We start from the raw sequence: 19,244 nt of genomic DNA on the forward strand, positions 1-19,244 counted from the left end.
GAGACCACAAGATGTGTCAATTTCCATTGACAATCATGCTGTGTCAATTTATCTTGACGTTGTGGCCGACAGCACCGAACCCATCGACCCGCGGACCGGCCTGAGGGCCGTGGTCGCGCTGCGCAGACTCGCCGACCACCTGGAGGGGCTGCACGTGCGGGACGCACGGGCCCAGGGGTGGTCGTGGCAGAGCATCGCGGACGCCCTGGGCGTCACCCGCCAGGCCGTCCACCAGAAACACGTCCGCCGGACCAAGGAGTAGGACAGACCATGTTCGAACGTTTCACCAAGGAGGCCCGGGAGATCGTCCGCGGGGCCGTCGAGTCGGTGGAGGAGCGGGGCGAGGACAGGGTCGGCCCCGTCCACCTGCTGCTGGCCCTGGCGTCCGACACCGAGAGTCTGGGCGCCCGTGTCCTGGCCGACCACGGCCTCACCGCCGCCGAACTCGACACGGGAGCCTCCCCGCAGGGCCCGGCCGGCCTCACCGACGACGAGATCGCCGCGCTGCGCGCCGTGGGCGTGGACACCGACGCGGTCTTCGACCGGATCAGGGAGAGCTACGGCCCCGACGCCCTGCGCCCGGAGGCCGCGGCGAAGCGGCCCGGCAGGCGGGGGCGGCGCGGCGGCTCCTTCGACCCCCGGGCCAAGAAGGTCCTGGAGCTGAGCCTGCGTGAGGCGATCGCCCTGCGCCACAGGGCCATCGGGTCGGGGCACATCCTGTTGGCGCTGCTGCGCCAGGGCCTGCCGGAGCCGGTGGCGGGGGTGGTCGCCGACCACGGCCTGACCTACGAGCGGGCCCGGCGGCGCGTGGACGGCGCGCTCGACGACGCGGCCTGACCGCTCACGCCCCGGAACCGTCGTCCCGGTCCCCGCGCCCGCGCTCCCGGTCGGGGACCAGGACGCTCAGGCAGGTGACGCAGCCCTCCATCCTCTCGAACTCCGAGACGTCCACCGGCAGCACCCGCCAGTGCTCGGCGGTCAGCTCGTGGATGGTGGCGGGCGCGGCGGCACTGACCAGGACGTCGCGCCCGCCCAGCGGCAGCACGTGCGCCCCCGGTTCCTCGGGGGCGCGCCGGATCGGGGGCAGCGCCGCGGTGTCCACCAGGTCGGGCAGCCCGATCAGCGAACCGTCGGGGAGCGCCGTCACCGCAGACTTCAGGTGCAGGACCGCTCCGAGTCCGACCCGCCTGACCTCGCGACCGAGTGGTTTGAGCAGGCGTGCCAGCTGGTCGGCCCCCTCGGTGTTGGTCCGCCCGCCCACGCCGACGTAGACGGTCTCACCCACCTGGAGCACGTCCCCGCCGTCCAGGGTTCCGGGGGCCTCCAGGCGGGCCACCCGCAGACCCAGGGAGCGCACCGACGCCTCCACCCCCTCCACCTCGCCCCGGCGCTCCTCGACCCCGGGACGCGTGAGTACCGCCAGGTCCCCGCAGACGACCACCGCGTCCTCGACGAACACCGAGTCCGGGTGGTCCGGGGCCGGGTCGACCTCGACCACCCGCCACCCGGCCGAGGCCAGCGCCTCCTGGTAGATGACGTACTGGCGCATGGCCAGCACGGGGTCCACGGGAGAGCGGGGGAGGTGGGTGAGGATGCCCCGTGCCATCTCCGGGCTGGGCCTGCGTGTGAGGGCCAGCCCCGGGCTGGTGAATCCGTCCACGTGCGTGACCTCCCGGAGGTTCGGGTCGGGTACGGGAGAGCTCAACGTACCGCGTCGGCCGCACCGGCTCCCGGACGCGGCACGCGGGTCGCCCGCCTTGTCCGGGGGCACCGCCCGAGGCAGGGTGGGCACATGGACGTGATCGTTGTCGGTGGCGGGATCGTGGGCATGAGCGCGGCCTTCCACCTGGCCAGGAAAGGTGTGTCCACCGCACTGGTGGACGCCGCGAACAGGGGGCAGGCGACCTCGGCGGGGCTGGGTGTGGTCTTCCCCTGGCCCCTCCCCTGGGACTCCGCGCCCCTGTGGGAGTTCAAGGCGCGCGCCGCCGCGCACTACCCGGAACTGATGGCCGAGTTGGCCGACGACGGGCACGTGACCGGGTACGAGGCGGTCGGCGGCGTGTCGGTGGACCGGGAGGGGGACGACGCCGGTTACGACCTGATGCGCACTCTGGCCGAGCGGCCGGAGTTCACCACCATGGGGCGGGTGGAGCGGTTGGCGCCGGGCGAGGCGACCCGCCTGTTCCCCCTGGTGCCCGAGGAGTACGGGGGTGTGCGCGTGGCCGGTATGGCCCGCCTCGACGGCCGCCGTGCGCGCGACGCGCTGTTCGACGCCGCGGAGGAGCGGGGGCTGCGGTACTTCAAGGGCGACGCCCACCTGTCCTGGAACGGACATCGCGTGACCGGGGTGAGCGTGGGCGGCGACGACCTGGAGGCCGACGTGGTGATCGTCGCCGCCGGGGCGTGGTCGGCGCGCCTGCTCGCGGTGGCGGGGGTCGACCTGCCGGTGTTCCCGGTGCGCGGCCAGATGACGCACTTCGCGTTGCCGGGACGTGACACGCGCGCCTGGCCGGTGGTGCGGTTCGGTGAGCGCGGGTACTTCGTGTGCGCGTTCGGCCCGGACCGGGTGGTCACGGGTGGAACGGTGGAGCCCGAGGCGGGGTTCGACCGGCGGGTGACGGCCAGTGGGCTGCTGCACAACCTGTCCACCGCGGTGGAGGTGCTGCCGGGGCTGGCCGAGGCCACGGTCGTGGAGACCAGGGTGGGGTTCCGGCCGGGAACGCACGACGGCGGTCAGCTGCTGGGGCGGATCGGACGGCTCCCGGGGGTCGTGGTGGCGACCGGCCTGGGGGCGGAGGGGCTGACGTTCGGCCCGTACCAGGGCCTGGTCGCGGCCCGCCTGGCGGCGGGGGAGGACCCGGGGCTGGACCTGGCGGAGTTCCGCCCCGACCGCCCCCAGTCAGAGTGACGCATGCCACAAAAACAAGCACGGTTTTTCATTTGACATTTTCGCGAAATCGCTTGCTAGAACTTGAGTTTCGGCCTTGAGAACACCTGGCGAAACCACTATCCTGAGGAGTTTTGGTGAGCGAGAAAATGCCGGTCCGCCATCTCCGCGTCGTCGCGTCGCGTCCCCTCACCCCGCACATGGTGCGCGTGACCTTCACCGGTGACGGCCTGGCCGCCCCGTCCCTGAGCGGGCCCGACCAGCAGGTCAAGCTCTACTTCCCCCGCCAGGGGCAGGACGCGCCCCGTCTGCCCCGCCCCGAGGGGGACCTGATGTCCTGGTACCGGGCCTACACCGCCCTGCCCGACGACGAACGGCCCTGGATGCGCAGTTTCACCCTGCGCGGGCACGATCCCGAACGGGGCACCGTCGACATCGACTTCGTCGTGCACGGCGACTCCGGGCCCGCCACCCGGTGGGCGCGGCGGGTCCGTCCCGGCGCGGTCCTGGGCATGTTCGGCCCCTCCGCCGAGTTCGCCTCCCCCTTCGACACCGCCACCCCCGACTGGCTGCTCATGGCGGGTGACGAGACCGCCCTGCCCGCCGTGGGCACCCTGGTGGAGAGCCTGCCCGAGGGGCGGCGCGCCGTGGTCCTGGTCGAGGTCCGCGACACCGCCGAGGAGCTGCCCCTGACCACGCGCGCCGACGTGGACCTGAGGTGGATCCACCGGGGGGACGCCGCGCACGGAGAACGGCTGGTGGCGGCGGTGCGCGCCGCCGAGCTGCCGCCGGGGCGGGTGGGGGCCTGGATCGCGGGTGAGGCCGGGATGGTCCGCTCCCTGCGCCGCCACCTGGTGAACGACCGCGGCGTACCCAAGCGGGACGTCGACTTCACCGGATACTGGCGGCGGAGCCTGACCCAGGACGACGCTCCCACGACCGAGGACATGGCCGAGGCGCGGGAGAGGCTGGAACTGGCCCGGGGGGCTCGGTAGGCCGAGGCCCGGCCGCGGCGCCGAGCCCCGCGGCCGGGCCGGTCACGTCGGTCAGCCCAGCTTCCTCAGCAGTTCGGCGGCGAGCGGAGCCGAGGAGGCCGGGTTCTGGCCCGTGACCAGGTTCCGGTCCACGACCACCTTGGGAGCCCAGGGCTCACCCTCCTCCACCCGCACACCTGCCTCGGTGAGGCGGTCCTGGAGCAGCCACCTGGCCCTGTCGGCGAACCCGGCCTGGCGCTCCTCGGCGTTGGTGAACGCCGCGACCCTGTAGCCGGCGAAGGAGTTGGCGCCGTCGGCCCCGGTCGCCGCCAGGAGCGCGGCCGGGGCGTGGCAGACCACGCCCAGCGGCGTCCCGCCCTCCAGGGCCCGGGTGAGCAGCGCCCCGGAGTCGGCGTTGACCGACAGGTCCTCCATCGGGCCGTGGCCGCCGGGGTAGAAGACCGCGGCGTAGTCCGCGAGGTCGACGTCCTCCAGCGCGATCGGGCCGCGCAGTTCGGTCATGGCCTCCAGCGCGGCGGCCATCCTGTCGGCGCCCTCCTGCCCGCCGTTGGCCTCGGCGGACAGGCTGCCCGCGTCCACGGTCGGGACCACCCCGCCGGGGGTGGCGACGGTGACCTCGTGCCCCGCGGCCGTGAACGCCTCGTAGGGGGCGACCGCCTCCTCGGCCCAGAAGCCGGTGGGGTGCCTGGTTCCGTCGGCCAGCGTCCAGTGGTCGACGCCGGTCATCACGAAAAGGATCTTGGACATGGTGTGTTTCCTCTGGGCGGCGGGCCGCCGCGGACCCGCGGTGACGTGGTGGCGCGCACCCGACGGCCCGCGAACCCGCGACCGCGGGTGCGGGCCGTCAGTGCGGCGACGGTTCGAAACTAGGCGCCGAACCCACAGGCGTCCAATGCGAAGACGAATACCCGACATCAATCTTTCTATGGTTTTCCGGGAACGGCACAGAGCCGTGACCCGGCTGCCCGGAACATGACCCGCAACGGACCCGACGCGCCGACCCGGCCGCCGTGCACGTGGTCGGCCAGGACGCCCGCGAAGCCCCCGAGGTCCTCACGGAGGTCGGCCCTCCCGCACCGGAACCCGGGCCGATCCGCCTCGGCCAGTGTGGTGGCGTCGGTGAGGCACGGGGGAGGCCGGGATCGACGCGGTGGTGTGGACCCCGGGCGCGGCTCCACCGGTTCGACCGGTGCGTTCGCCAGGATGACCTGGTAGGAGAGCGCACTGAAGGGCGGAGCCGGTGGAAGCCGACACTGTGACGAGCCTGACGCCGCTGTTGGTCATCGTGACCGCCGCGGTGGCCGCACCCCTGGTGGTCGACGTGCTCGGCCGCTGGGTGGTGCTGCCCGGCGTCGTGCTGGAGATCGCGTTGGGCATCCTCATCGGACCGTCGGGGTTCGGTCTGGTCGAGGAGACCGACATCATCACCGCGGCCTCCGGCATGGGGCTGGCCCTGTTGATGTTCATGGCCGGGTACGAGATCGACGTGTCCCGGGTGGCCGGGGGAACGCTGCACCGCGCGGGAACGGCGTGGGCGTGCGCGCTCGGTCTGGGCCTGGGTACGGCCTGGCTGCTGCTGGGCTGGTCGCAGACGGCACTGATCATCGGGCTGGCCCTGACCACCACGGCGCTCGGGACGGTCCTGCCGATCCTGCGTGACTCCGGGGTGCTCGGCTCGGTGTTCGGCGCGCGCGTGCTGGCCTCGGGGACGGTGGGGGAGTTCGCGCCCATCGTGGTGATCGCCCTGCTGTTGAGCGGCTACCGGCCGCTGACCGGGTCGCTTCTGCTGCTGGCCTTCTTCGCCGTGGCCGTGCTGGCCGCCTGGCGGATGACCTGGGGGACCTCCGCGCGGATCCAGCGGCTGGTCCGGGTGACCCTGGGCACCAGCACCCAGCTCGCGGTCCGGTTGTGCCTTCTGGTGGTGGTGTTCATGCTGTGGGTGTCCACGATCCTGGGGCTGGACAGCGTCCTCGGGTCCTTCGCGGCGGGGATCATCGTCCGGGTGATGCTGTTCAACAACCACCCCCAGGAGGTCGAGGAGGTCGAGACCCGGATGACGGCCGTGTCCTACGGCGTGTTCATCCCGGTGTTCTTCGTGGTGACCGGGGTGCGGTTCGACCTGGACGCGCTGGTGTCGGACTGGGGTGCGGTCGCGACCGTGCCGATGTTCCTGGTCCTGTTCCTCCTGGTACGCGGACTTCCGGTGTGGGTTCTGTGCCGCAAGGGGTTGAGCCGCCACGAGGGTGTGGCTCTGGCGCTGTTCTCCGCCACGGCACTGCCCCTGCTCGTGGTACTGACCACCATCGGAACACAGGCCGGTGACATGAACTCGGCGCACGCGGCCGCGTTGGTCGGCGCGGGCATGCTCTCGGTGCTGATCTTTCCCCAGGTCGGCCTGGCGCTGGTCGGGCGCACACGGGCACGGACGCGGACCGGTGCACCCGCCGCGACGGACGGGTGACCGTGCCCGCGCCCGGACCCGTGCGGGCGTGCGCTCGGCCGGCCGGCGCTCCGCGTCAGTCCGGGGGGACGTCCTCCAGGGCACCGAAGATCCCGGCCTCCAGGTCGACCTCGTCCACCTCCAGCGACGGCGCGGGCAAGTACAGGTGGGTCTGGTCGGTGTCGCCGGGTTCGATGCGGCAGGGGAGGCGCACGGGTTCGACGTGGAAGACGTCTCCGTCGTCGCGGGGGCCGCCGACGCGCACGGACCGGTGGACGTCCCCGGAGTCCGGGTCCACGATCCCGAAGGAGCCGAACCGGCCGCCGTGGTTGCCCCGTTCGCGGAAACTCACGCCGACGACACCGGTGGTTCTCCGGTCTCCGTTGTCGGTCAGCGCCACGGAGGCGACGACGCACGCGCCGTCGCGGCCGGATGAGTAGTCCTACTCAGGCGCCCCGGGGACGATCGGACCACGATGGACACATGAGCACCCCCAACACACACCCCCGGTCCACCTCGCAGTTCTACCTCCAGTCGGTGATCGCCTTCGCCGTCTCCTCCCTGGGCGCGGGCGCGGGCATCGTCTACCTGCCCGTCGACCTGTGGATGCGCGCCTTCCTCGGGATGAGTCTCCTGTTCGTCATCACCTCGACCTTCACCCTGGCCAAGTGCGTGCGCGACCGTCAGGAGGACGCGATCGCGGAGGAGATGGCCCAGCAGTACCAGCAGATGCCGGTCTGGAACGGCCAGGAACCGCTCCACCAGCACCAGTAGCCGGTCCGGTGCCGCCGGGGACTCACGGCGGACCCGGACCCGGGCGCGTCAGCGGATCAGGCGGCGGGCGGAAGAGCGGCTCCGGCGCCCCGTTGGCGCGCCCCCGTGTCCCACGGGGGCGCCGCACGCGGTCGGGGCGCGGACCCGTCACGGATCACGCCGGGTCGGCTGGATGCGCAGGTCCTCCTCCGCCCGCTCGGTACCGTCCGGGGCCAGGTAACCCACCCGGACGGGTTCACGGGAGGCGTCGTCGACCACCGACAGGGGCGCGCCCTCCGGTGTGAGGTACTTGGCCCCCCACTCCATCAGCGCGAGCACGACGGGCGTCAGGTCACGCCCCTTCTGGGTGGGCACGTACTCGTACCGGGTGCGGCTTCCGGGTTCCTTGTAGGGCTGGCGGGTCAGCAGTCCGGCCTCGGTCAGGTGCTTGAGCCGGGCGGCGGCCACCGCCTCGGTGACGCCGACCCGGGTGACGAACAGATCGAAGCGGCGCACGCCGAACAGCAGTGCCTCGCGCATGATCAGCAGGGAGGAGCGGGGGCCGAGGACCTCCAGGGCACCGGCGATGGCGCACTCGGTGGGGCGCCAGGCGCGCGGGTCGGCCAGGGCGTGGTCCAGCTTGATCGTCATACCCCAGAGCCTAGTGAGCGAAGCAAGACCGGAACCCGCCCGACCGTGCGCTCCGCGGCACGGCCGGCCGGTCCCGCGTTCTCTGACGGCCCACGACCACCGACCCGTCGGAACGGCTCGTCTAGGGTGACGGCATGGACGTGGTCGACGAACTGCTGAGCGGTGTCCGGGGGCGCGGATCGGTGTTCGGGAGGTCGGTCCTGCGGCCGCCGTGGTCGCTGCGGTTCACTGACGCCCCCTACCTCACACTGTGCGTTCCCCTGCGCGGCACGGGATGGATCGTGCCGCCGACGGGGACGCCACGGCGGGTCTCGGTCGGTGAGGTGGCGATCGTACGGGGGCCGGATCCGTTCACCTTCACCGACGCCCCGGACACGCCCGTACCGGCCCCGACAGCCGGAGTGGACGGTGGCGCGTCCCCCGCGTTCGCGTACGGGGAGCCGGAGGAGCTGTCCGGCAGCACCGTGTTGCTGGTCGGGGCCTACGACGTGCGCGCCGAGGTCCCGCGCCGCCTCCTGCGGGTCCTGCCCCCCGTGGCCGTCGTCGCCGACGGCGGTGAGTGCGCCCCGCTGCGCGACTACCTGGAGGCGCAGATCGGGGTCGCCGGTCCGGGTCGGCAGATCGTCCTGGACCGGCTGCTGGACTGGTTGCTGGTGTGCGGTCTGCGCGACTGGTTCGACCGCCCCGAGGCCGAGTCGCCCCAGTGGTACGCGGCCCTCGGCGACGACGTGGTCGGACCGGCGCTGCGGGCCCTGCACGAGGATCCGGCCCGGCCCTGGACCACGGCGTCGCTGGCCACCCGGGCCGGGGTCTCGCGCACGACCCTGGCCAAGCGGTTCACGGACCTGGTCGGCGAGGGACCGGTCTCCTATCTCACGGGGTGGCGGATGACACTGGCCGCCGACCTGCTGGCCCGGCCGGAGCTGACCGTCGCGTCCGTCGCCCACCGGGTGGGCTACGCCGACGCCTTCGGCTTCAGCGCCGCCTTCAAGCGGGTGCGCGGGGTGAGTCCGTCCGCCTACCGGGAGGGCCTCACCGCCGCGGGGCCCGACGTTGGGCGGGCCCCGCGGGCGGAGGTTCCCGGACCCGCCGGATAGACGGCGACCGGCGGAGCGCGGGACGGCCGCCCGTCCGCGTACCGGCGGTCCGGGACGGCCCGCGCGGACCGGGCCCAGGGCCGGGGCTCGGCCGCCAGACCTCGCGGGTCACCGCTTCCAGGCGCCCCGGGCGGCCTCCTCCCGGACCACGTCGGCGACGTCGCGCGGTTCCCGTCCCAGGGCACGGCGCACACCGTCGGTGACCACGGCGTCCTGACTCGTGCGGATGGCGTGCATGGCGTCGGACCACAGCGCCGCCTCGGCCGGGGAGAAGCCCTGGGCGACCAGTGCCCGCTGGAAGTCCTCCCCGCTGACCGGAAGGTAGCGCGCCCCGATCCCCGCGGCCGCGCCGATCTCCTCCAGCAGCTCGGCCACGCCGACCGCGCGCGGCCCGGTCAGCTCGTAGGTGCGGCCCGCGTGGCCGTCACCGGTGAGCGCGGCGACCGCCACGGCCGCGATGTCCTCGGTGTCCACGAACGCCGCCCGGCCGTCGCCCGCGGGCAGTGCCAGCTCGCCCGCCGCGATGGCGTCCCGGAAGTCGCCCTCGCTGAAGTTCTGCGCGAACCAGCTCGGCCGCAGGATCGTCCATTCGGCTCCGGACCCGCGCAGCGCGCGCTCGCCCGCCAGGTGGACCTCCGCGGCGGTGGTGTCGTCACCGAAGTAGCCGGGCACGTCCACACCGCGGGCACTCAGCAGCACCATGCGGCGCACCCCCGCGGCCGTGGCCGCCTCGATCAGGGCGGGCGTGGGTGAGGGCGACGTGTCCAGGGGAACGACGTACATCCCCGCGGCACCCTCCAGCGCGGGCCCCCACGTGTCCGGGTCGGCCCAGTCGAACCGGACCTGTCCCGACCGCGACGCGGCCCTGACCTCGATGCCCCGCTCCCGCAGGCGGGCGGTGACCTTGCGGCCGGTCTTGCCGGTCGCTCCGATGACGAGTACTGGTGCGTTGTCCATACCGGCATCCTGGCGCCCGTGCACACTCCGGGGCCATGCGCCGGGATACGCCGCGCATAGGCGTGCGTACGGGGGGCGCCCAGCACCTGCCCGGCCGGACCGCGGGGCCGGGGCGTCCGCCTCGTGGGGCCGGCTCCGGGGACGAGGGACACCGTGCCCGCCGACGGTGACGAGGGCACCCGCGGTGGCCGCCCGAACGGGGTGGCGGCACGTCGGTTCGGCGCCCGCGCGGCACCCGGACGTCCGTGCCGCAGGGCTCCGTCAGGAGGCGGAGCGTGCCAGGACACCGCGCACGACGCGGTGCGCGTCGCGGCCGACCCCGCGCAGGCTGGCCGAGGAGTAGCTGCGCTGGAACTCCAGTCCCACATACCCCAGTGCCGGGACCGTGGTGGAGATCCCGCCGGAGTGCAGCGGGCCGCCGTCGGCGGCCAGGGCACCGGTGCCGTCCAGGTAGTCCAGAGCGGGCCGGTAGCCCGTGGCCAGCAGCACCGTGTCGACGGGCTCCGCGGCTCCGTCCGCCCACTCCACACGGTGTCCGCGCAGACGGGCGAAGAGCGGTCTGCGGTCGGGGTTGCCGGTGGCGAACGCCGCGCGGAACCGGCCGTCGTCGATCACCGGCGTGCGAACGCGCTCCCACAGCCGGCCCACCGGGGCCGAGTCGACGCCCGTGACGGCACCCCACCAGTGGACGTCACGGCCCAGCGGATGCTGGTCCACCCAGGCGATCGGTGCCCGGCTGGAGAGGCTCACCCGGGCCACCCGCGCCAGCTCGACGGCGATCTCCACACCGGAGCTCCCGGCTCCCACGACCACGATCCGCTGTCCCTCGAAGGGTTCGGGGGAACGGTAGTCGGCCGAGTGGAGCACCGCGCCGGTGAACCCGCCCAGGCCCGGCAGCGCGGGGCGGTGCGGGCGGGTGAAGGTCCCCGACGCCGCGATGAGCGCGCGTGCGCGCCGCGGAGTGCCCTCGGCGGTGGAGACGGTGAAGCCGTCGCCGTCGTGTTCGACGCGGGTCACCTTCTGGCCGAAGCGGAAGTCGGCGTCCAGTCGGGCTGCGTAGTCGCGCAGGTAGGCCGCGACCTCGTCCCGGGAGGGGTAGGTGCGCGCACCGCCGGGCATCGCCCTGCCCGGGAGGGAGGCGTGGGGGGAGGGCGAGAACAGGGTCAGGCTGTCGTAGTAGTGCGGCCACGAACCCCCGGCCGTGTCGGCGGCCTCCAGCACCAGCGGGCGGATCCGACGGCGGTTGGCCGCCTGGACGGCGGCCAGCCCGGCCTCTCCGGCACCGATGACGATCATCGGGGACTCGGACATGAGGGATCCTCTCCGGCCTCGGGTGCCAGGGGAGGCTACCGGCCCCGTTCCGGTGCGCACAACCGCGGGTTCCGGCCCGACGCTCGGGGCCTGGAGGCCGGGGCACCGGCCCCGGGGGACGCCGCACCCGCGGACGGGGTCCTGTGCGCGGCGGCACCTCACCGGCAGGGGTCAGCGGAGTGCCGCTGGAGGGACGACCTGACTTGACATTTTCATAGTCAACAGCCTAGCTTCCTGGCTATGCAAATCCATAGCCAGGACGTCGGCGAGACCACCCGACGCGCCGTGTTCGCCCCGGACTGGGCCGGCTTCGGCGGCACCCACGGAGGCCTGGTGGCGGCCCACCTGCAACAGGCCGCCACCGACGTCCACGGCGCGACGCCCCGTGCCGTCACCGTCCACCTCCTGGACCCCGTCCCGCCCGGAACCTTCGACATCCGCGTGGGCGCACTGCGCGGCGGCCGCTCGGCCGCCTCGACTGCCACCATCGACGGCCTGGCCACCGCGCTCATCCGCCAGACCCGGGGGCCGGACTCACCGCCGGCCGTCTGGCCGCGCCGCACCCCGCCCCCGGCGGTCCGGGCCGAACCCGGCTCCCTGGACCGCTTCACCCCGCCCGAGAACATCGTCCGCTTCGGTCGCCACCTGGACATCCGCCCCCTCAGCGACACCCTTCCGCTCACCGCCGGAACCGAACCCGCCTACGAGGCCTGGGTGCGCCTGGATCCCGACGCCACCGGCATCGACCACCTGGACGAGAACGCCACACGCCTGATCCTCATCGACGCCATGCCACCGGGCCTGTTCGCCCTCTGGGACCGACCCGTGCCCGTCCCCACCCTCGAACTGTCCGTGCACCTGGCACCCTGCCGGCCGGAGGGGCCCTGGTACCTCGTCCGGCACCGCACAGTCTGGGCTTCCGAGGACCTGTGCGTCGACGAGACCACCCTGTACACCCGCGGCGGCCACATCGCCGCCCAGGGACGCCAACTCCGCCGTCTCATCCACACCTGAGCCGAAACCGAGGACACCACCATGCGAGAAGCCGTCATCGTCGACGCGGTCAGAACCCCTGTCGGTAAGGGCAAGCCGACCGGGGCCCTGCACGAGGTCAACGCCGTGGACCTGCTCGCCCACAGCCTCCGCGCCCTCATCGAACGCACCGGCCTGGACCCCGCCCTGGTGGACGACGTCATCGGCGGCGTGGTCACCCAGCACGGTGAGCAGGCCGCCAACATGACCCGCCGTGCGCTCCTGGCCGCCGGGTTCCCCGAATCCGTGCCCGCCACGACCGTCGACCGCCAGTGCGGCAGCAGCCAGCAGGCCGTCCACTTCGCCGCCCAGGGCGTCATCGCCGGCGCCTACGACATCGCCGTCGCCGCCGGGGTCGAGTCCATGGGCCGCGTCCCCATGGGGGCCAACCTGGCCGGGTCCGCCGACCCGCTGGGCGAGGGCTTCGCCAAGCGCTACCCCGAGGGCCTGGTCGGACAGGGTGTGGCCGCCGAACTCATCGCCGCGCGCTGGGGCATCTCCCGGCAGCGGATGGACGAGTTCGCGCTCACCAGCCACGCCCGGGCCGCCGACGCCACCCGACGCGGCGCGTTCGACTCCCAGCTCGCCCCCGTCAACGGGCTCACCGCCGACGAGGGCATCCGCGAGGGCGGCACGATGCAGACCCTGGCGGCCCTGCGCCCCGCCTACCACGACGACGCCACCGCCGCCCGGTTCCCGCAGATCACCTGGGACGTCACCGCGGGCAACGCCAGCCCGCTCAGCGACGGCAGCGCCGCCGTGCTCGTCATGGCCGCCGACACCGCCGCCGCCCTGGGCCTGAGGCCCCTGGCCCGGCTGCACAGCTTCGCCGTGGCCGCGGACGACCCCCTCCACATGCTCACCGCGGTCATCCCCGCCACCCGCAGGGTCCTCGACCGCGCCGGGCTGTCCATGGACGACATCGACCTGTTCGAGATCAACGAGGCGTTCGCGTCGGTCGTCCTGGCCTGGGCCCAGGAGACCGGCGCCGACCTGGACCGGGTCAACGTCAACGGCGGCGCCATCGCGATCGGGCACCCGCTCGGCGCCAGCGGCGCCCGGCTGACGGCCACGCTCGTGCACGCCCTGCACGAGCGCGGCGGCCGGTACGGGCTCCAGGCCATGTGCGAGGCGGGAGGGCTGTCCAACGCCACCGTCGTCGAACGGCTCTGACCGGGACGTGCCGGGGCCGACCAGCGGCGGTCGGCCCCGGCACGTCACCCTGTCAGGCGTTGGGGGGAAGGGCGGTTCCCGCACCCCGCTGACGCGCTTTGAGCAGGTCGTGCCGCTCCTGGGGCAGGGTGGGCTCCCCGGCGCCCTGCACCTCGAACCCGGCGTCCTCGATCATCTCGCGGTCGGCCTTGCCCGCCTGGCCCTCGCTGGTCAGGTAGTCGCCGAGGAAGATCGAGTTGGCGATGTGCAGAGCCAGCGGCTGGAGGGAGCGCAGGTGGATCTCGCGTCCCCCGGCCAGGCGCACCTCCACGTCGGGGAAGACGAACCGGGCCGCCGCCACGATGCGCAGGCAGCGCTGGGGCGTCAGCTCCCAGGTGCCCTCCAGGGGAGTGCCCTCGAAGGGCATGAGGAAGTTGACCGGCACCGAGTCCGGCTCCAGGTCGCGCAGCGCCAGGAGGGCGTCGATGAGGTCGTCGTCGCTCTCCTTCATCCCCGCGATCAGACCCGAGCAGGGCGAGAGCCCGGCGTGCTTGGCCTGCTCGACGGTCTCCACCCGGTCGGAGAACTCGTGGGTGGTGCAGATGTCGGCGTAGCGCTCCTCGGAGGTGTTGAGATTGTGGTTGTAGGCGTCCACACCCGCGTCGCGCAGGCGGTCGGCTTGGCCGTTCGAGAGCAGACCCAGGCAGGCGCATACCTCGACGCCGGGGAACTCGGACTTGATGTCGGAGATGGTGGGGGCCAGGCGGTCGACGTCGCGGTCGGTGGGGCCGCGCCCGCTGGCGACCAGGCACACCCGGCTGGCTCCGGCCTCGACACCCGCGGAGACCGCCTCACGCGTCTGGTCGGGTTTGAGCCAGGTGTACTTGAGTGTGTCGGCCTCGGAGCCGAGCCGCTGTGAACAGTAGAAGCAGTCCTCCGGGCACAGTCCACTCTTCATGTTCACGAGGTAGTTGAGCTTGACCCGGCGGCCGAAGTACCGCAGCCGGACCCGGAACGCGGCGGCGACCAGGTCCATCAGGTCGTCGTCGGAGCTGCTCAGGACCTGGCGGAGCTCGTCGCGGGTGGGCGTCTCACGTCGGAGGGCCTTGTCGGCCAGAGAGTGGAAAGTCGTCACGGTGACGATCCTGGAGTGTTCCTCGCGCGGAGCGCATCCGTCGAACCCGCCAAAATCACGGCGCAAGTCTTGTACACGCTGGCTGTTTCCCGGGCTCACTCCCGGGCCGGAGGGGAGGGCGGCCCTCTCCAGGGGAGGCGGTCAGGGTACCTGCGGGGCGGGATCGGCACCAGACCGGCGCCGCGGCCCGGCGGAAAACCAGTTGTCTCCCCCTGCTTCGGACACAAGACTGACGCCCCATGATGGACGGCTTCCACCCCAGGACCAGCTTCGGCGCGGACACCGCACGCCACTACGACGACCGCCTGCGCGGTGACGAGGAGGCCACGGCCGCCTTCCTCGCCGGGTACGCACGGGACGGGAGGGCCCTGGAGTTCGCGATCGGGACCGGACGCGTCGCGCTCCCGCTCGCGCAGCACGGTGTGCGGGTCGACGGTATCGACCTGTCACCGCACATGGTGTCCAGGCTGCGTGAGAAGCCGGGGGGTGCGGACCTCGACGTGATCGTCGGTGACATGGCCTCCGAGGCCACCGGCAGGACCTACCCGCTCGTCTACCTCGTCTTCAACACCCTCTACAACATCCTGACCCAGGAGGGTCAGATCGCGTGCTTCCGGAACGCCGCCCGCCACCTGGACGAGGACGGGGTGTTCGTGGTCGAGGCCGCCCCGCCCTGGGCGTGGATCCGGGGTGAACAGTTCGTCAACGTTGAGCGCCTCACCGCGGGCGCGGTGACCCTCGACGTCAACCAGTACGACCACGCCACGCAGATCCTCGACGAGAACCATGTGAGCCTCGGCGTCGACGGCATCGGGCTGGCTCCGATCTCCTGCCGCCTCGTCTGGCCGTCGGAGATGGACCTCATGGCCCGGCTGGCCGGTCTGCGCCTCGTCGAGAGGTCGGGAGGGTGGGACGGGGAACGGTTCGACGCCTCCAGCCCCCTGCACGTCAGCGTCTACGGCCCGGCCTGATCCAGGTGGGCCGCCTCAGCCCACCTGGGTCAGGACCACCACCGCCGGGGCCGAGGTCAGGCACCCCCAGCGGATCCCGGTCTCCACCCAGCTGTCCCCCGTCCGGAACGCGACCGGGGAGCGGAACATCCACCACCGCTTGCCGCGCACCGCGACCGGCCAGGCCAGCGGCACACCGCTGCGGGTCAACCAGTCACCGAGGACGTGCGTCACCGCGCCCACCCCCGCCGCCAGGCCCACCAGCCACGGCGTCCCGCCCGGCAGGTACACGGCCGCGGCCGCGACCAGCACGGACAGCACCCCCACCACCTGGAGTCGGGCCCTCCTCGGCCCGCCCAGCGAACGCCCCGCGGTGCCGAGCCCGAGCGCGGACATCGCGAGGACGGCGACGCCGAGTCCGAGCCCGCCCGACGCCGCCAGGCCCCACACCAGCAGTCCGAACACCCCGCACGCCGGAAGCGTGTGCGTCAGGTGCCGGTGGCCGCCCGGCGGCACCGTCCGTCCGTCGGCCAAGGTGCGTGGCTCCAGGGAGTCCCCGGGCCCCGCCGTCATCCGGTAGACCACACGCGACAGCCTCCGCAGTCCCACCGCCACCAGTTCGGACAGCCCTCCCAGGGACCGTCCGACCGTGCTCCCCGGTTCGTCCAGGTCCGGCAGGAGCGCGGCACCGGCCGCCACGGCACCGCAGACGAACACGTCCGAAGGGTGCGCGCCCAGCGCGGCACCCGTCAGCACACCGGCGAACACACCCGTCGCGGCGTGCGAGACACCCAGCATCGACACTCCTGGAGTCGGGGGAGGAGGGGACACCGGACACCGTCCCCCACCCGAGCCGGAGGAAATCGGGGCGTTGGACCCTTCCGCCGGGAAACCCTCCCCGGTTCCCGGCGGCCCGCGTCCCGGACAGGACACACCGAACGAACCGAACGGAGACACACATGGACCAGCGACCCCTCCTGTTCGTCGACGTCGACGGCCCCCTCAACCCCTACGCCGGAAGTCGCCGGGGTGCCTACCGCGACGGCTACCGCAGGTGGAGGGCTGAGGGGTTCGAGGTACTGCTCAAACACGGACACGGGGCCGCTCTGGCCGCGCTGCCCTACCAACTCGTGTGGGCCACCACGTGGGGGCACGGCGCCAACGTCCACATCGCGCCCCGCATCGGCCTCCCGACGCTTCCCGTGTGCGAGTTCCCGGCCGCCGGGACCCACGCGCCCGGATCGGTACACGTCAAGACCCCCGGCATCGTGGAGTACGCCGACGGGCGGCCGTTCGCGTGGGTGGACGACGAGATCGCCCGCGCCGACCGGGACTGGGTCGACCTGTGGCACCCGGGACCGGCGCTCCTGCACAGGGTGGGCCCGGCCAGGGGGCTGACGGCCAAGGACTTCGAGGTGCTGGCGGAGTGGGTGGTGCCCGGGTGGGGGCGGGAACGGGACAGGTGACCCCCACCGGTCCGCGCCCGCCCGATGTCCACCCGTCCCCGGCAGCGGGTGGCGTACGGCGGCGCACGTCGCGAGGAGAGGCGATGCCCGCACAGGGGGCACAGCGGATACGCTGGACACCAGCTCGGCACCCAGGCCAGGTCGGGGCGGCCCCGGGGCCGGTGTGACAGCACCGCCCGGGGACGTTTTCAGCTAGATCCAGGCCAGACTCCATCTGGAGTGGATCTGGAGTGGAAGGTCCTGGGCACCCCTCGGCAAGACCGAGTGAACCACGAGCTTCCGGCCCCTCTACCTCGGATCTGCCTGATGCGCCTGCTGTTGATCGACAACCACGACTCCTACACGTACAACCTCCACCAGCTGCTGGCGCGTGTGCTGGGCGAGTCCCCCGAGGTGCTCACGAACGACGACGCCCGCTGGGACGGCCTGGACCCGGCCGCCTTCGACGCCGTGGTGGTCTCTCCGGGACCAGGGCGCCCGCACAACCCCCGTGACCTGGGCCGGGTACCCGAGCTGCTGGCCCACACCCACCTCCCGGTCCTGGGCGTGTGCCTGGGCCACCAGGCCATCGCCCACCTGGCCGGAGCCGACGTCACCGCCGCCCCCGTCCCGCGCCACGGACACCTCACCCGGGTCCGGCACACCGGCCGCGGCCTCTTCGAGGGTCTGCCCCAGGACCTGACCGCCGTGCGCTACCACTCACTGGCCGTTCCCGAGCCGCTCACCGCACCGCTGGCCGCCACCGCCTGGGCCGAGGACGGCGTGGTCATGGGCCTGGAGCACCGGGAACTCCCGCGCTGGGGCGTGCAGTTCCACCCCGAGTCGATCGCCAGCGACGCCGGAGCCGACCTGGTCGCCAACTTCCTGCGGCTGGCCCGCCCCCTCGTGCGGGCGGGGTCCGCCGCTCACGGACGCACCAGCCCCCCGGGCCCGGCCCTGGACGGCGCCGCGTCCGCCGCCACCGGACGGCCCCGAAGACCCGCCGCGGCCGAACCCCCCGCACCGCGCGTGCACGTCCTCGACCGCGCTGTGGACACCGAGGCGGCCTTCGCCCACCTGTACGGCGCCGCCGAGCACGCGTTCTGGCTGGACAGCTCCCGCCCCGAGGGGCCCGCCCGCTTCTCCTTCCTCGGCGCCGCCACCGGCGAGATCCTCACCTACCGCGTGGGCGACGGCGAAGTCCGCGTCCGCGGCGCCGACGGCGCCGAGCACCGCGAGCCCGGCACCGTCTTCGACGCCCTCGACCGGCGCACCCGCCCCACCGCCCCCACCGGCCTGCCGTTCGACTTCACCGGCGGGCACGTGGGCTACTTCGGCTACGAACTCAAGGCCGACTGCGGCGCCGACGGCGTCCACACCTCGCCCACCCCCGACGCGGTGTGGATGCGCTGTGACCGCTTCGTCGCCGTCGACCACGTCGAGAGGCGCACCTACGTCGTCCACGACGACACCGACGACGCCCGCGCCTGGGCCGCGCGCACCCTCGACGCGCTCTCCGCCCTGCCCGTCCCGGCTCCGCCTGCGCCCGCCGGTCCGGCCGTGGACCTGGGCGCCCACCTGGAGCGCCCCCGCGAGGACTACGTCACCGACGTGAAGGAGTGCCTGGGCCACCTCACCGAGGGGGAGAGTTACGAGATCTGCCTGACCAACCGGGTCCGCCTCCCCGACGACGCAGCCGACGGCGACCTGGACCTGTACCGGCGGCTGCGCGCCGCCAGCCCGGCCCCCTACGCCGCCCTGCTGCGCCTGGGGCCGGTGAGCGTCCTGAGCGCCTCACCCGAACGCTTCCTGCGGGTGGACGCCGACCGGGTGGCGGAGAGCCGCCCCATCAAGGGCACCGCCCCCCGCCACGCCGACCCCGACGCCGACCGCCGCGCCGCCGAGGAGCTGCGCACGGGCGCCAAGACCCGTGCCGAGAACCTCATGATCGTGGACCTGCTCCGCAACGACCTGGGCCGGGTGTGCGAGGTCGGCAGCGTGGAGGTGCCCGCGTTCATGTACACGGAGTCCTACGCCACCGTCCACCAACTGGTCTCCACCGTGCGGGGGCGGCTGCGGCCCGACGTGACCACCCTGGACGCCGTCCGGGCCTGCTTCCCGGGCGGGTCGATGACCGGTGCGCCCAAGCTGCGGACGATGGAGATCATCGACCGGTTGGAGTCCTCCGCGCGGGGCGTGTACTCCGGGGCGCTGGGCTACCTGTCGCACTCGGGGACCGCCGACCTGAGCATCGTCATCCGCACCGCGGTACGGGCCGGCGGGGAGCTGACCATCGGCGCGGGGGGCGCGATCGTACTGGACTCCGACCCCGAGGACGAGTACGGGGAGATGCTGCTCAAGGCCGCCGTGCCCGCCAGCGTCCGCTGACCCCCGGCCGGACGACGCGCCGGGCGGCTGGGGGGCGGACCCGCCGGGCTC

20 protein-coding genes are annotated in these 19,244 nt (G+C 73.3%); 12 read left to right on the plus strand and 8 right to left on the minus strand.

Annotated elements, in window-relative coordinates:
- Nucleotides 1–61: 61 nt before the first annotated feature.
- Together ACTVAJ_RS04295 and ACTVAJ_RS04300 are read left to right on the plus strand one after the other, a co-directional pair.
- Nucleotides 62–262 (plus strand): hypothetical protein, encoded by a 201-nt coding sequence (locus ACTVAJ_RS04295; protein ID WP_470386720.1) that lies wholly within the window; start codon nucleotides 62–64, stop codon nucleotides 260–262.
- 8 nt (nucleotides 263–270) lie between these two features.
- Entirely contained in the window at nucleotides 271–837 is a 567-nt protein-coding gene (locus ACTVAJ_RS04300) for a Clp protease N-terminal domain-containing protein (RefSeq protein WP_470386721.1), read from the plus strand.
- A 4-nt stretch (nucleotides 838–841) separates the two neighbouring features.
- Here ACTVAJ_RS04300 and ddaH read toward each other — a convergent pair whose 3' ends face one another.
- Entirely contained in the window at nucleotides 842–1,660 is an 819-nt protein-coding gene (gene ddaH, locus ACTVAJ_RS04305) for a dimethylargininase (RefSeq protein ID WP_470386722.1), read from the minus strand.
- 132 nt (nucleotides 1,661–1,792) lie between these two features.
- On the opposite strand from ddaH, the gene ACTVAJ_RS04310 reads away from it, so the two are divergent.
- Nucleotides 1,793–2,908 (plus strand): NAD(P)/FAD-dependent oxidoreductase, encoded by a 1,116-nt coding sequence (locus ACTVAJ_RS04310; protein ID WP_470386723.1) that lies wholly within the window; start codon nucleotides 1,793–1,795, stop codon nucleotides 2,906–2,908.
- Nucleotides 2,909–3,024: 116 nt separating this feature from the next.
- Nucleotides 3,025–3,882: a siderophore-interacting protein gene (locus ACTVAJ_RS04315; protein WP_470386724.1), complete on the plus strand. Its 858-nt coding sequence runs from the start codon at nucleotides 3,025–3,027 to the stop codon at nucleotides 3,880–3,882.
- A 51-nt stretch (nucleotides 3,883–3,933) separates the two neighbouring features.
- On the opposite strand, the gene ACTVAJ_RS04320 is transcribed toward ACTVAJ_RS04315, so the two are convergent.
- Nucleotides 3,934–4,629: a type 1 glutamine amidotransferase domain-containing protein gene (locus ACTVAJ_RS04320; RefSeq protein WP_470386725.1), complete on the minus strand. Its 696-nt coding sequence runs from the start codon at nucleotides 4,627–4,629 to the stop codon at nucleotides 3,934–3,936.
- A 493-nt stretch (nucleotides 4,630–5,122) separates the two neighbouring features.
- Here ACTVAJ_RS04320 and ACTVAJ_RS04325 point away from each other — a divergent pair, with 493 nt between their 5' ends.
- On the plus strand, nucleotides 5,123–6,343 hold the full coding sequence (locus ACTVAJ_RS04325; protein ID WP_470386726.1) for a cation:proton antiporter: 1,221 nt from the start codon (nucleotides 5,123–5,125) through the stop codon (nucleotides 6,341–6,343).
- Between the two features lie 55 nt (nucleotides 6,344–6,398).
- On the opposite strand, the gene ACTVAJ_RS04330 is transcribed toward ACTVAJ_RS04325, so the two are convergent.
- A complete protein-coding gene (locus ACTVAJ_RS04330; RefSeq protein ID WP_470386727.1) occupies nucleotides 6,399–6,674 on the minus strand; it encodes a hypothetical protein in 276 nt (91 codons plus the stop codon).
- Nucleotides 6,675–6,805: 131 nt separating this feature from the next.
- Here ACTVAJ_RS04330 and ACTVAJ_RS04335 point away from each other — a divergent pair, with 131 nt between their 5' ends.
- Nucleotides 6,806–7,096 (plus strand): YiaA/YiaB family inner membrane protein, encoded by a 291-nt coding sequence (locus ACTVAJ_RS04335; protein ID WP_470386728.1) that lies wholly within the window; start codon nucleotides 6,806–6,808, stop codon nucleotides 7,094–7,096.
- 147 nt (nucleotides 7,097–7,243) lie between these two features.
- Here ACTVAJ_RS04335 and ACTVAJ_RS04340 read toward each other — a convergent pair whose 3' ends face one another.
- Nucleotides 7,244–7,726: a winged helix-turn-helix transcriptional regulator gene (locus ACTVAJ_RS04340; RefSeq protein ID WP_470386729.1), complete on the minus strand. Its 483-nt coding sequence runs from the start codon at nucleotides 7,724–7,726 to the stop codon at nucleotides 7,244–7,246.
- Nucleotides 7,727–7,860: 134 nt separating this feature from the next.
- Here ACTVAJ_RS04340 and ACTVAJ_RS04345 point away from each other — a divergent pair, with 134 nt between their 5' ends.
- Entirely contained in the window at nucleotides 7,861–8,823 is a 963-nt protein-coding gene (locus tag ACTVAJ_RS04345) for an AraC family transcriptional regulator (protein WP_470386730.1), read from the plus strand.
- A 108-nt stretch (nucleotides 8,824–8,931) separates the two neighbouring features.
- Here ACTVAJ_RS04345 and ACTVAJ_RS04350 read toward each other — a convergent pair whose 3' ends face one another.
- Both ACTVAJ_RS04350 and ACTVAJ_RS04355 read right to left on the minus strand, forming a co-directional pair.
- Complete coding sequence (locus ACTVAJ_RS04350; protein WP_470386731.1) at nucleotides 8,932–9,780, minus strand: NAD(P)H-binding protein; 849 nt, start codon at nucleotides 9,778–9,780, stop codon at nucleotides 8,932–8,934.
- A 261-nt stretch (nucleotides 9,781–10,041) separates the two neighbouring features.
- Complete coding sequence (locus ACTVAJ_RS04355) at nucleotides 10,042–11,091, minus strand: flavin-containing monooxygenase (protein ID WP_470386732.1); 1,050 nt, start codon at nucleotides 11,089–11,091, stop codon at nucleotides 10,042–10,044.
- A 240-nt stretch (nucleotides 11,092–11,331) separates the two neighbouring features.
- Between ACTVAJ_RS04355 and ACTVAJ_RS04360 the strand changes: the two genes are divergently transcribed.
- Complete coding sequence (locus ACTVAJ_RS04360) at nucleotides 11,332–12,105, plus strand: thioesterase family protein (protein ID WP_470386733.1); 774 nt, start codon at nucleotides 11,332–11,334, stop codon at nucleotides 12,103–12,105.
- Nucleotides 12,106–12,126: 21 nt separating this feature from the next.
- Nucleotides 12,127–13,296, plus strand: a complete 1,170-nt coding sequence (locus ACTVAJ_RS04365) for a thiolase family protein (protein WP_470386734.1) — start codon at nucleotides 12,127–12,129, stop codon at nucleotides 13,294–13,296.
- Between the two features lie 52 nt (nucleotides 13,297–13,348).
- Here the strand turns inward: ACTVAJ_RS04365 and bioB are convergent, their stop codons facing one another.
- The gene (bioB, locus tag ACTVAJ_RS04370) at nucleotides 13,349–14,410 is read right to left on the minus strand and encodes a biotin synthase BioB (protein ID WP_470386735.1); all 1,062 of its coding nucleotides are present in this window, start codon (nucleotides 14,408–14,410) and stop codon (nucleotides 13,349–13,351) included.
- Between the two features lie 239 nt (nucleotides 14,411–14,649).
- On the opposite strand from bioB, the gene ACTVAJ_RS04375 reads away from it, so the two are divergent.
- Nucleotides 14,650–15,381 (plus strand): class I SAM-dependent DNA methyltransferase, encoded by a 732-nt coding sequence (locus ACTVAJ_RS04375; RefSeq protein ID WP_470386736.1) that lies wholly within the window; start codon nucleotides 14,650–14,652, stop codon nucleotides 15,379–15,381.
- Nucleotides 15,382–15,396: 15 nt separating this feature from the next.
- Here the strand turns inward: ACTVAJ_RS04375 and ACTVAJ_RS04380 are convergent, their stop codons facing one another.
- Nucleotides 15,397–16,158, minus strand: coding sequence for a metal-dependent hydrolase (locus tag ACTVAJ_RS04380; RefSeq protein ID WP_470386737.1), 762 nt, complete (start codon nucleotides 16,156–16,158; stop codon nucleotides 15,397–15,399).
- A 161-nt stretch (nucleotides 16,159–16,319) separates the two neighbouring features.
- Here ACTVAJ_RS04380 and ACTVAJ_RS04385 point away from each other — a divergent pair, with 161 nt between their 5' ends.
- Together ACTVAJ_RS04385 and pabB are read left to right on the plus strand one after the other, a co-directional pair.
- A complete protein-coding gene (locus ACTVAJ_RS04385; protein ID WP_470386738.1) occupies nucleotides 16,320–16,826 on the plus strand; it encodes an HAD domain-containing protein in 507 nt (168 codons plus the stop codon).
- 306 nt (nucleotides 16,827–17,132) lie between these two features.
- Nucleotides 17,133–19,193, plus strand: a complete 2,061-nt coding sequence (gene pabB, locus ACTVAJ_RS04390) for an aminodeoxychorismate synthase component I (RefSeq protein WP_470386739.1) — start codon at nucleotides 17,133–17,135, stop codon at nucleotides 19,191–19,193.
- Nucleotides 19,194–19,244 lie beyond the last annotated feature (51 nt).

This window comes from Nocardiopsis sp. KDC1DS13DA1, from assembly GCF_055632325.1.

Coding starts and splice junctions, on each gene's coding strand:
- ACTVAJ_RS04300 (WP_470386721.1), top strand. CDS start 271: ATGTTCGAACGTTTCACCAAGGAGGCCCGGGAGATCGTCCGCGGGGCC.
- ACTVAJ_RS04310 (WP_470386723.1), top strand. CDS start 1,793: ATGGACGTGATCGTTGTCGGTGGCGGGATCGTGGGCATGAGCGCGGCC.
- ACTVAJ_RS04320 (WP_470386725.1), bottom strand. CDS start 4,629: ATGTCCAAGATCCTTTTCGTGATGACCGGCGTCGACCACTGGACGCTG.
- ACTVAJ_RS04335 (WP_470386728.1), top strand. CDS start 6,806: ATGAGCACCCCCAACACACACCCCCGGTCCACCTCGCAGTTCTACCTC.
- ACTVAJ_RS04340 (WP_470386729.1), bottom strand. CDS start 7,726: ATGACGATCAAGCTGGACCACGCCCTGGCCGACCCGCGCGCCTGGCGC.
- ACTVAJ_RS04345 (WP_470386730.1), top strand. CDS start 7,861: ATGGACGTGGTCGACGAACTGCTGAGCGGTGTCCGGGGGCGCGGATCG.
- ACTVAJ_RS04350 (WP_470386731.1), bottom strand. CDS start 9,780: ATGGACAACGCACCAGTACTCGTCATCGGAGCGACCGGCAAGACCGGC.
- ACTVAJ_RS04355 (WP_470386732.1), bottom strand. CDS start 11,091: ATGTCCGAGTCCCCGATGATCGTCATCGGTGCCGGAGAGGCCGGGCTG.
- ACTVAJ_RS04360 (WP_470386733.1), top strand. CDS start 11,332: ATGCAAATCCATAGCCAGGACGTCGGCGAGACCACCCGACGCGCCGTG.
- ACTVAJ_RS04365 (WP_470386734.1), top strand. CDS start 12,127: ATGCGAGAAGCCGTCATCGTCGACGCGGTCAGAACCCCTGTCGGTAAG.
- ACTVAJ_RS04375 (WP_470386736.1), top strand. CDS start 14,650: ATGATGGACGGCTTCCACCCCAGGACCAGCTTCGGCGCGGACACCGCA.
- ACTVAJ_RS04380 (WP_470386737.1), bottom strand. CDS start 16,158: ATGCTGGGTGTCTCGCACGCCGCGACGGGTGTGTTCGCCGGTGTGCTG.
- ACTVAJ_RS04385 (WP_470386738.1), top strand. CDS start 16,320: ATGGACCAGCGACCCCTCCTGTTCGTCGACGTCGACGGCCCCCTCAAC.
- pabB (WP_470386739.1), top strand. CDS start 17,133: ATGCGCCTGCTGTTGATCGACAACCACGACTCCTACACGTACAACCTC.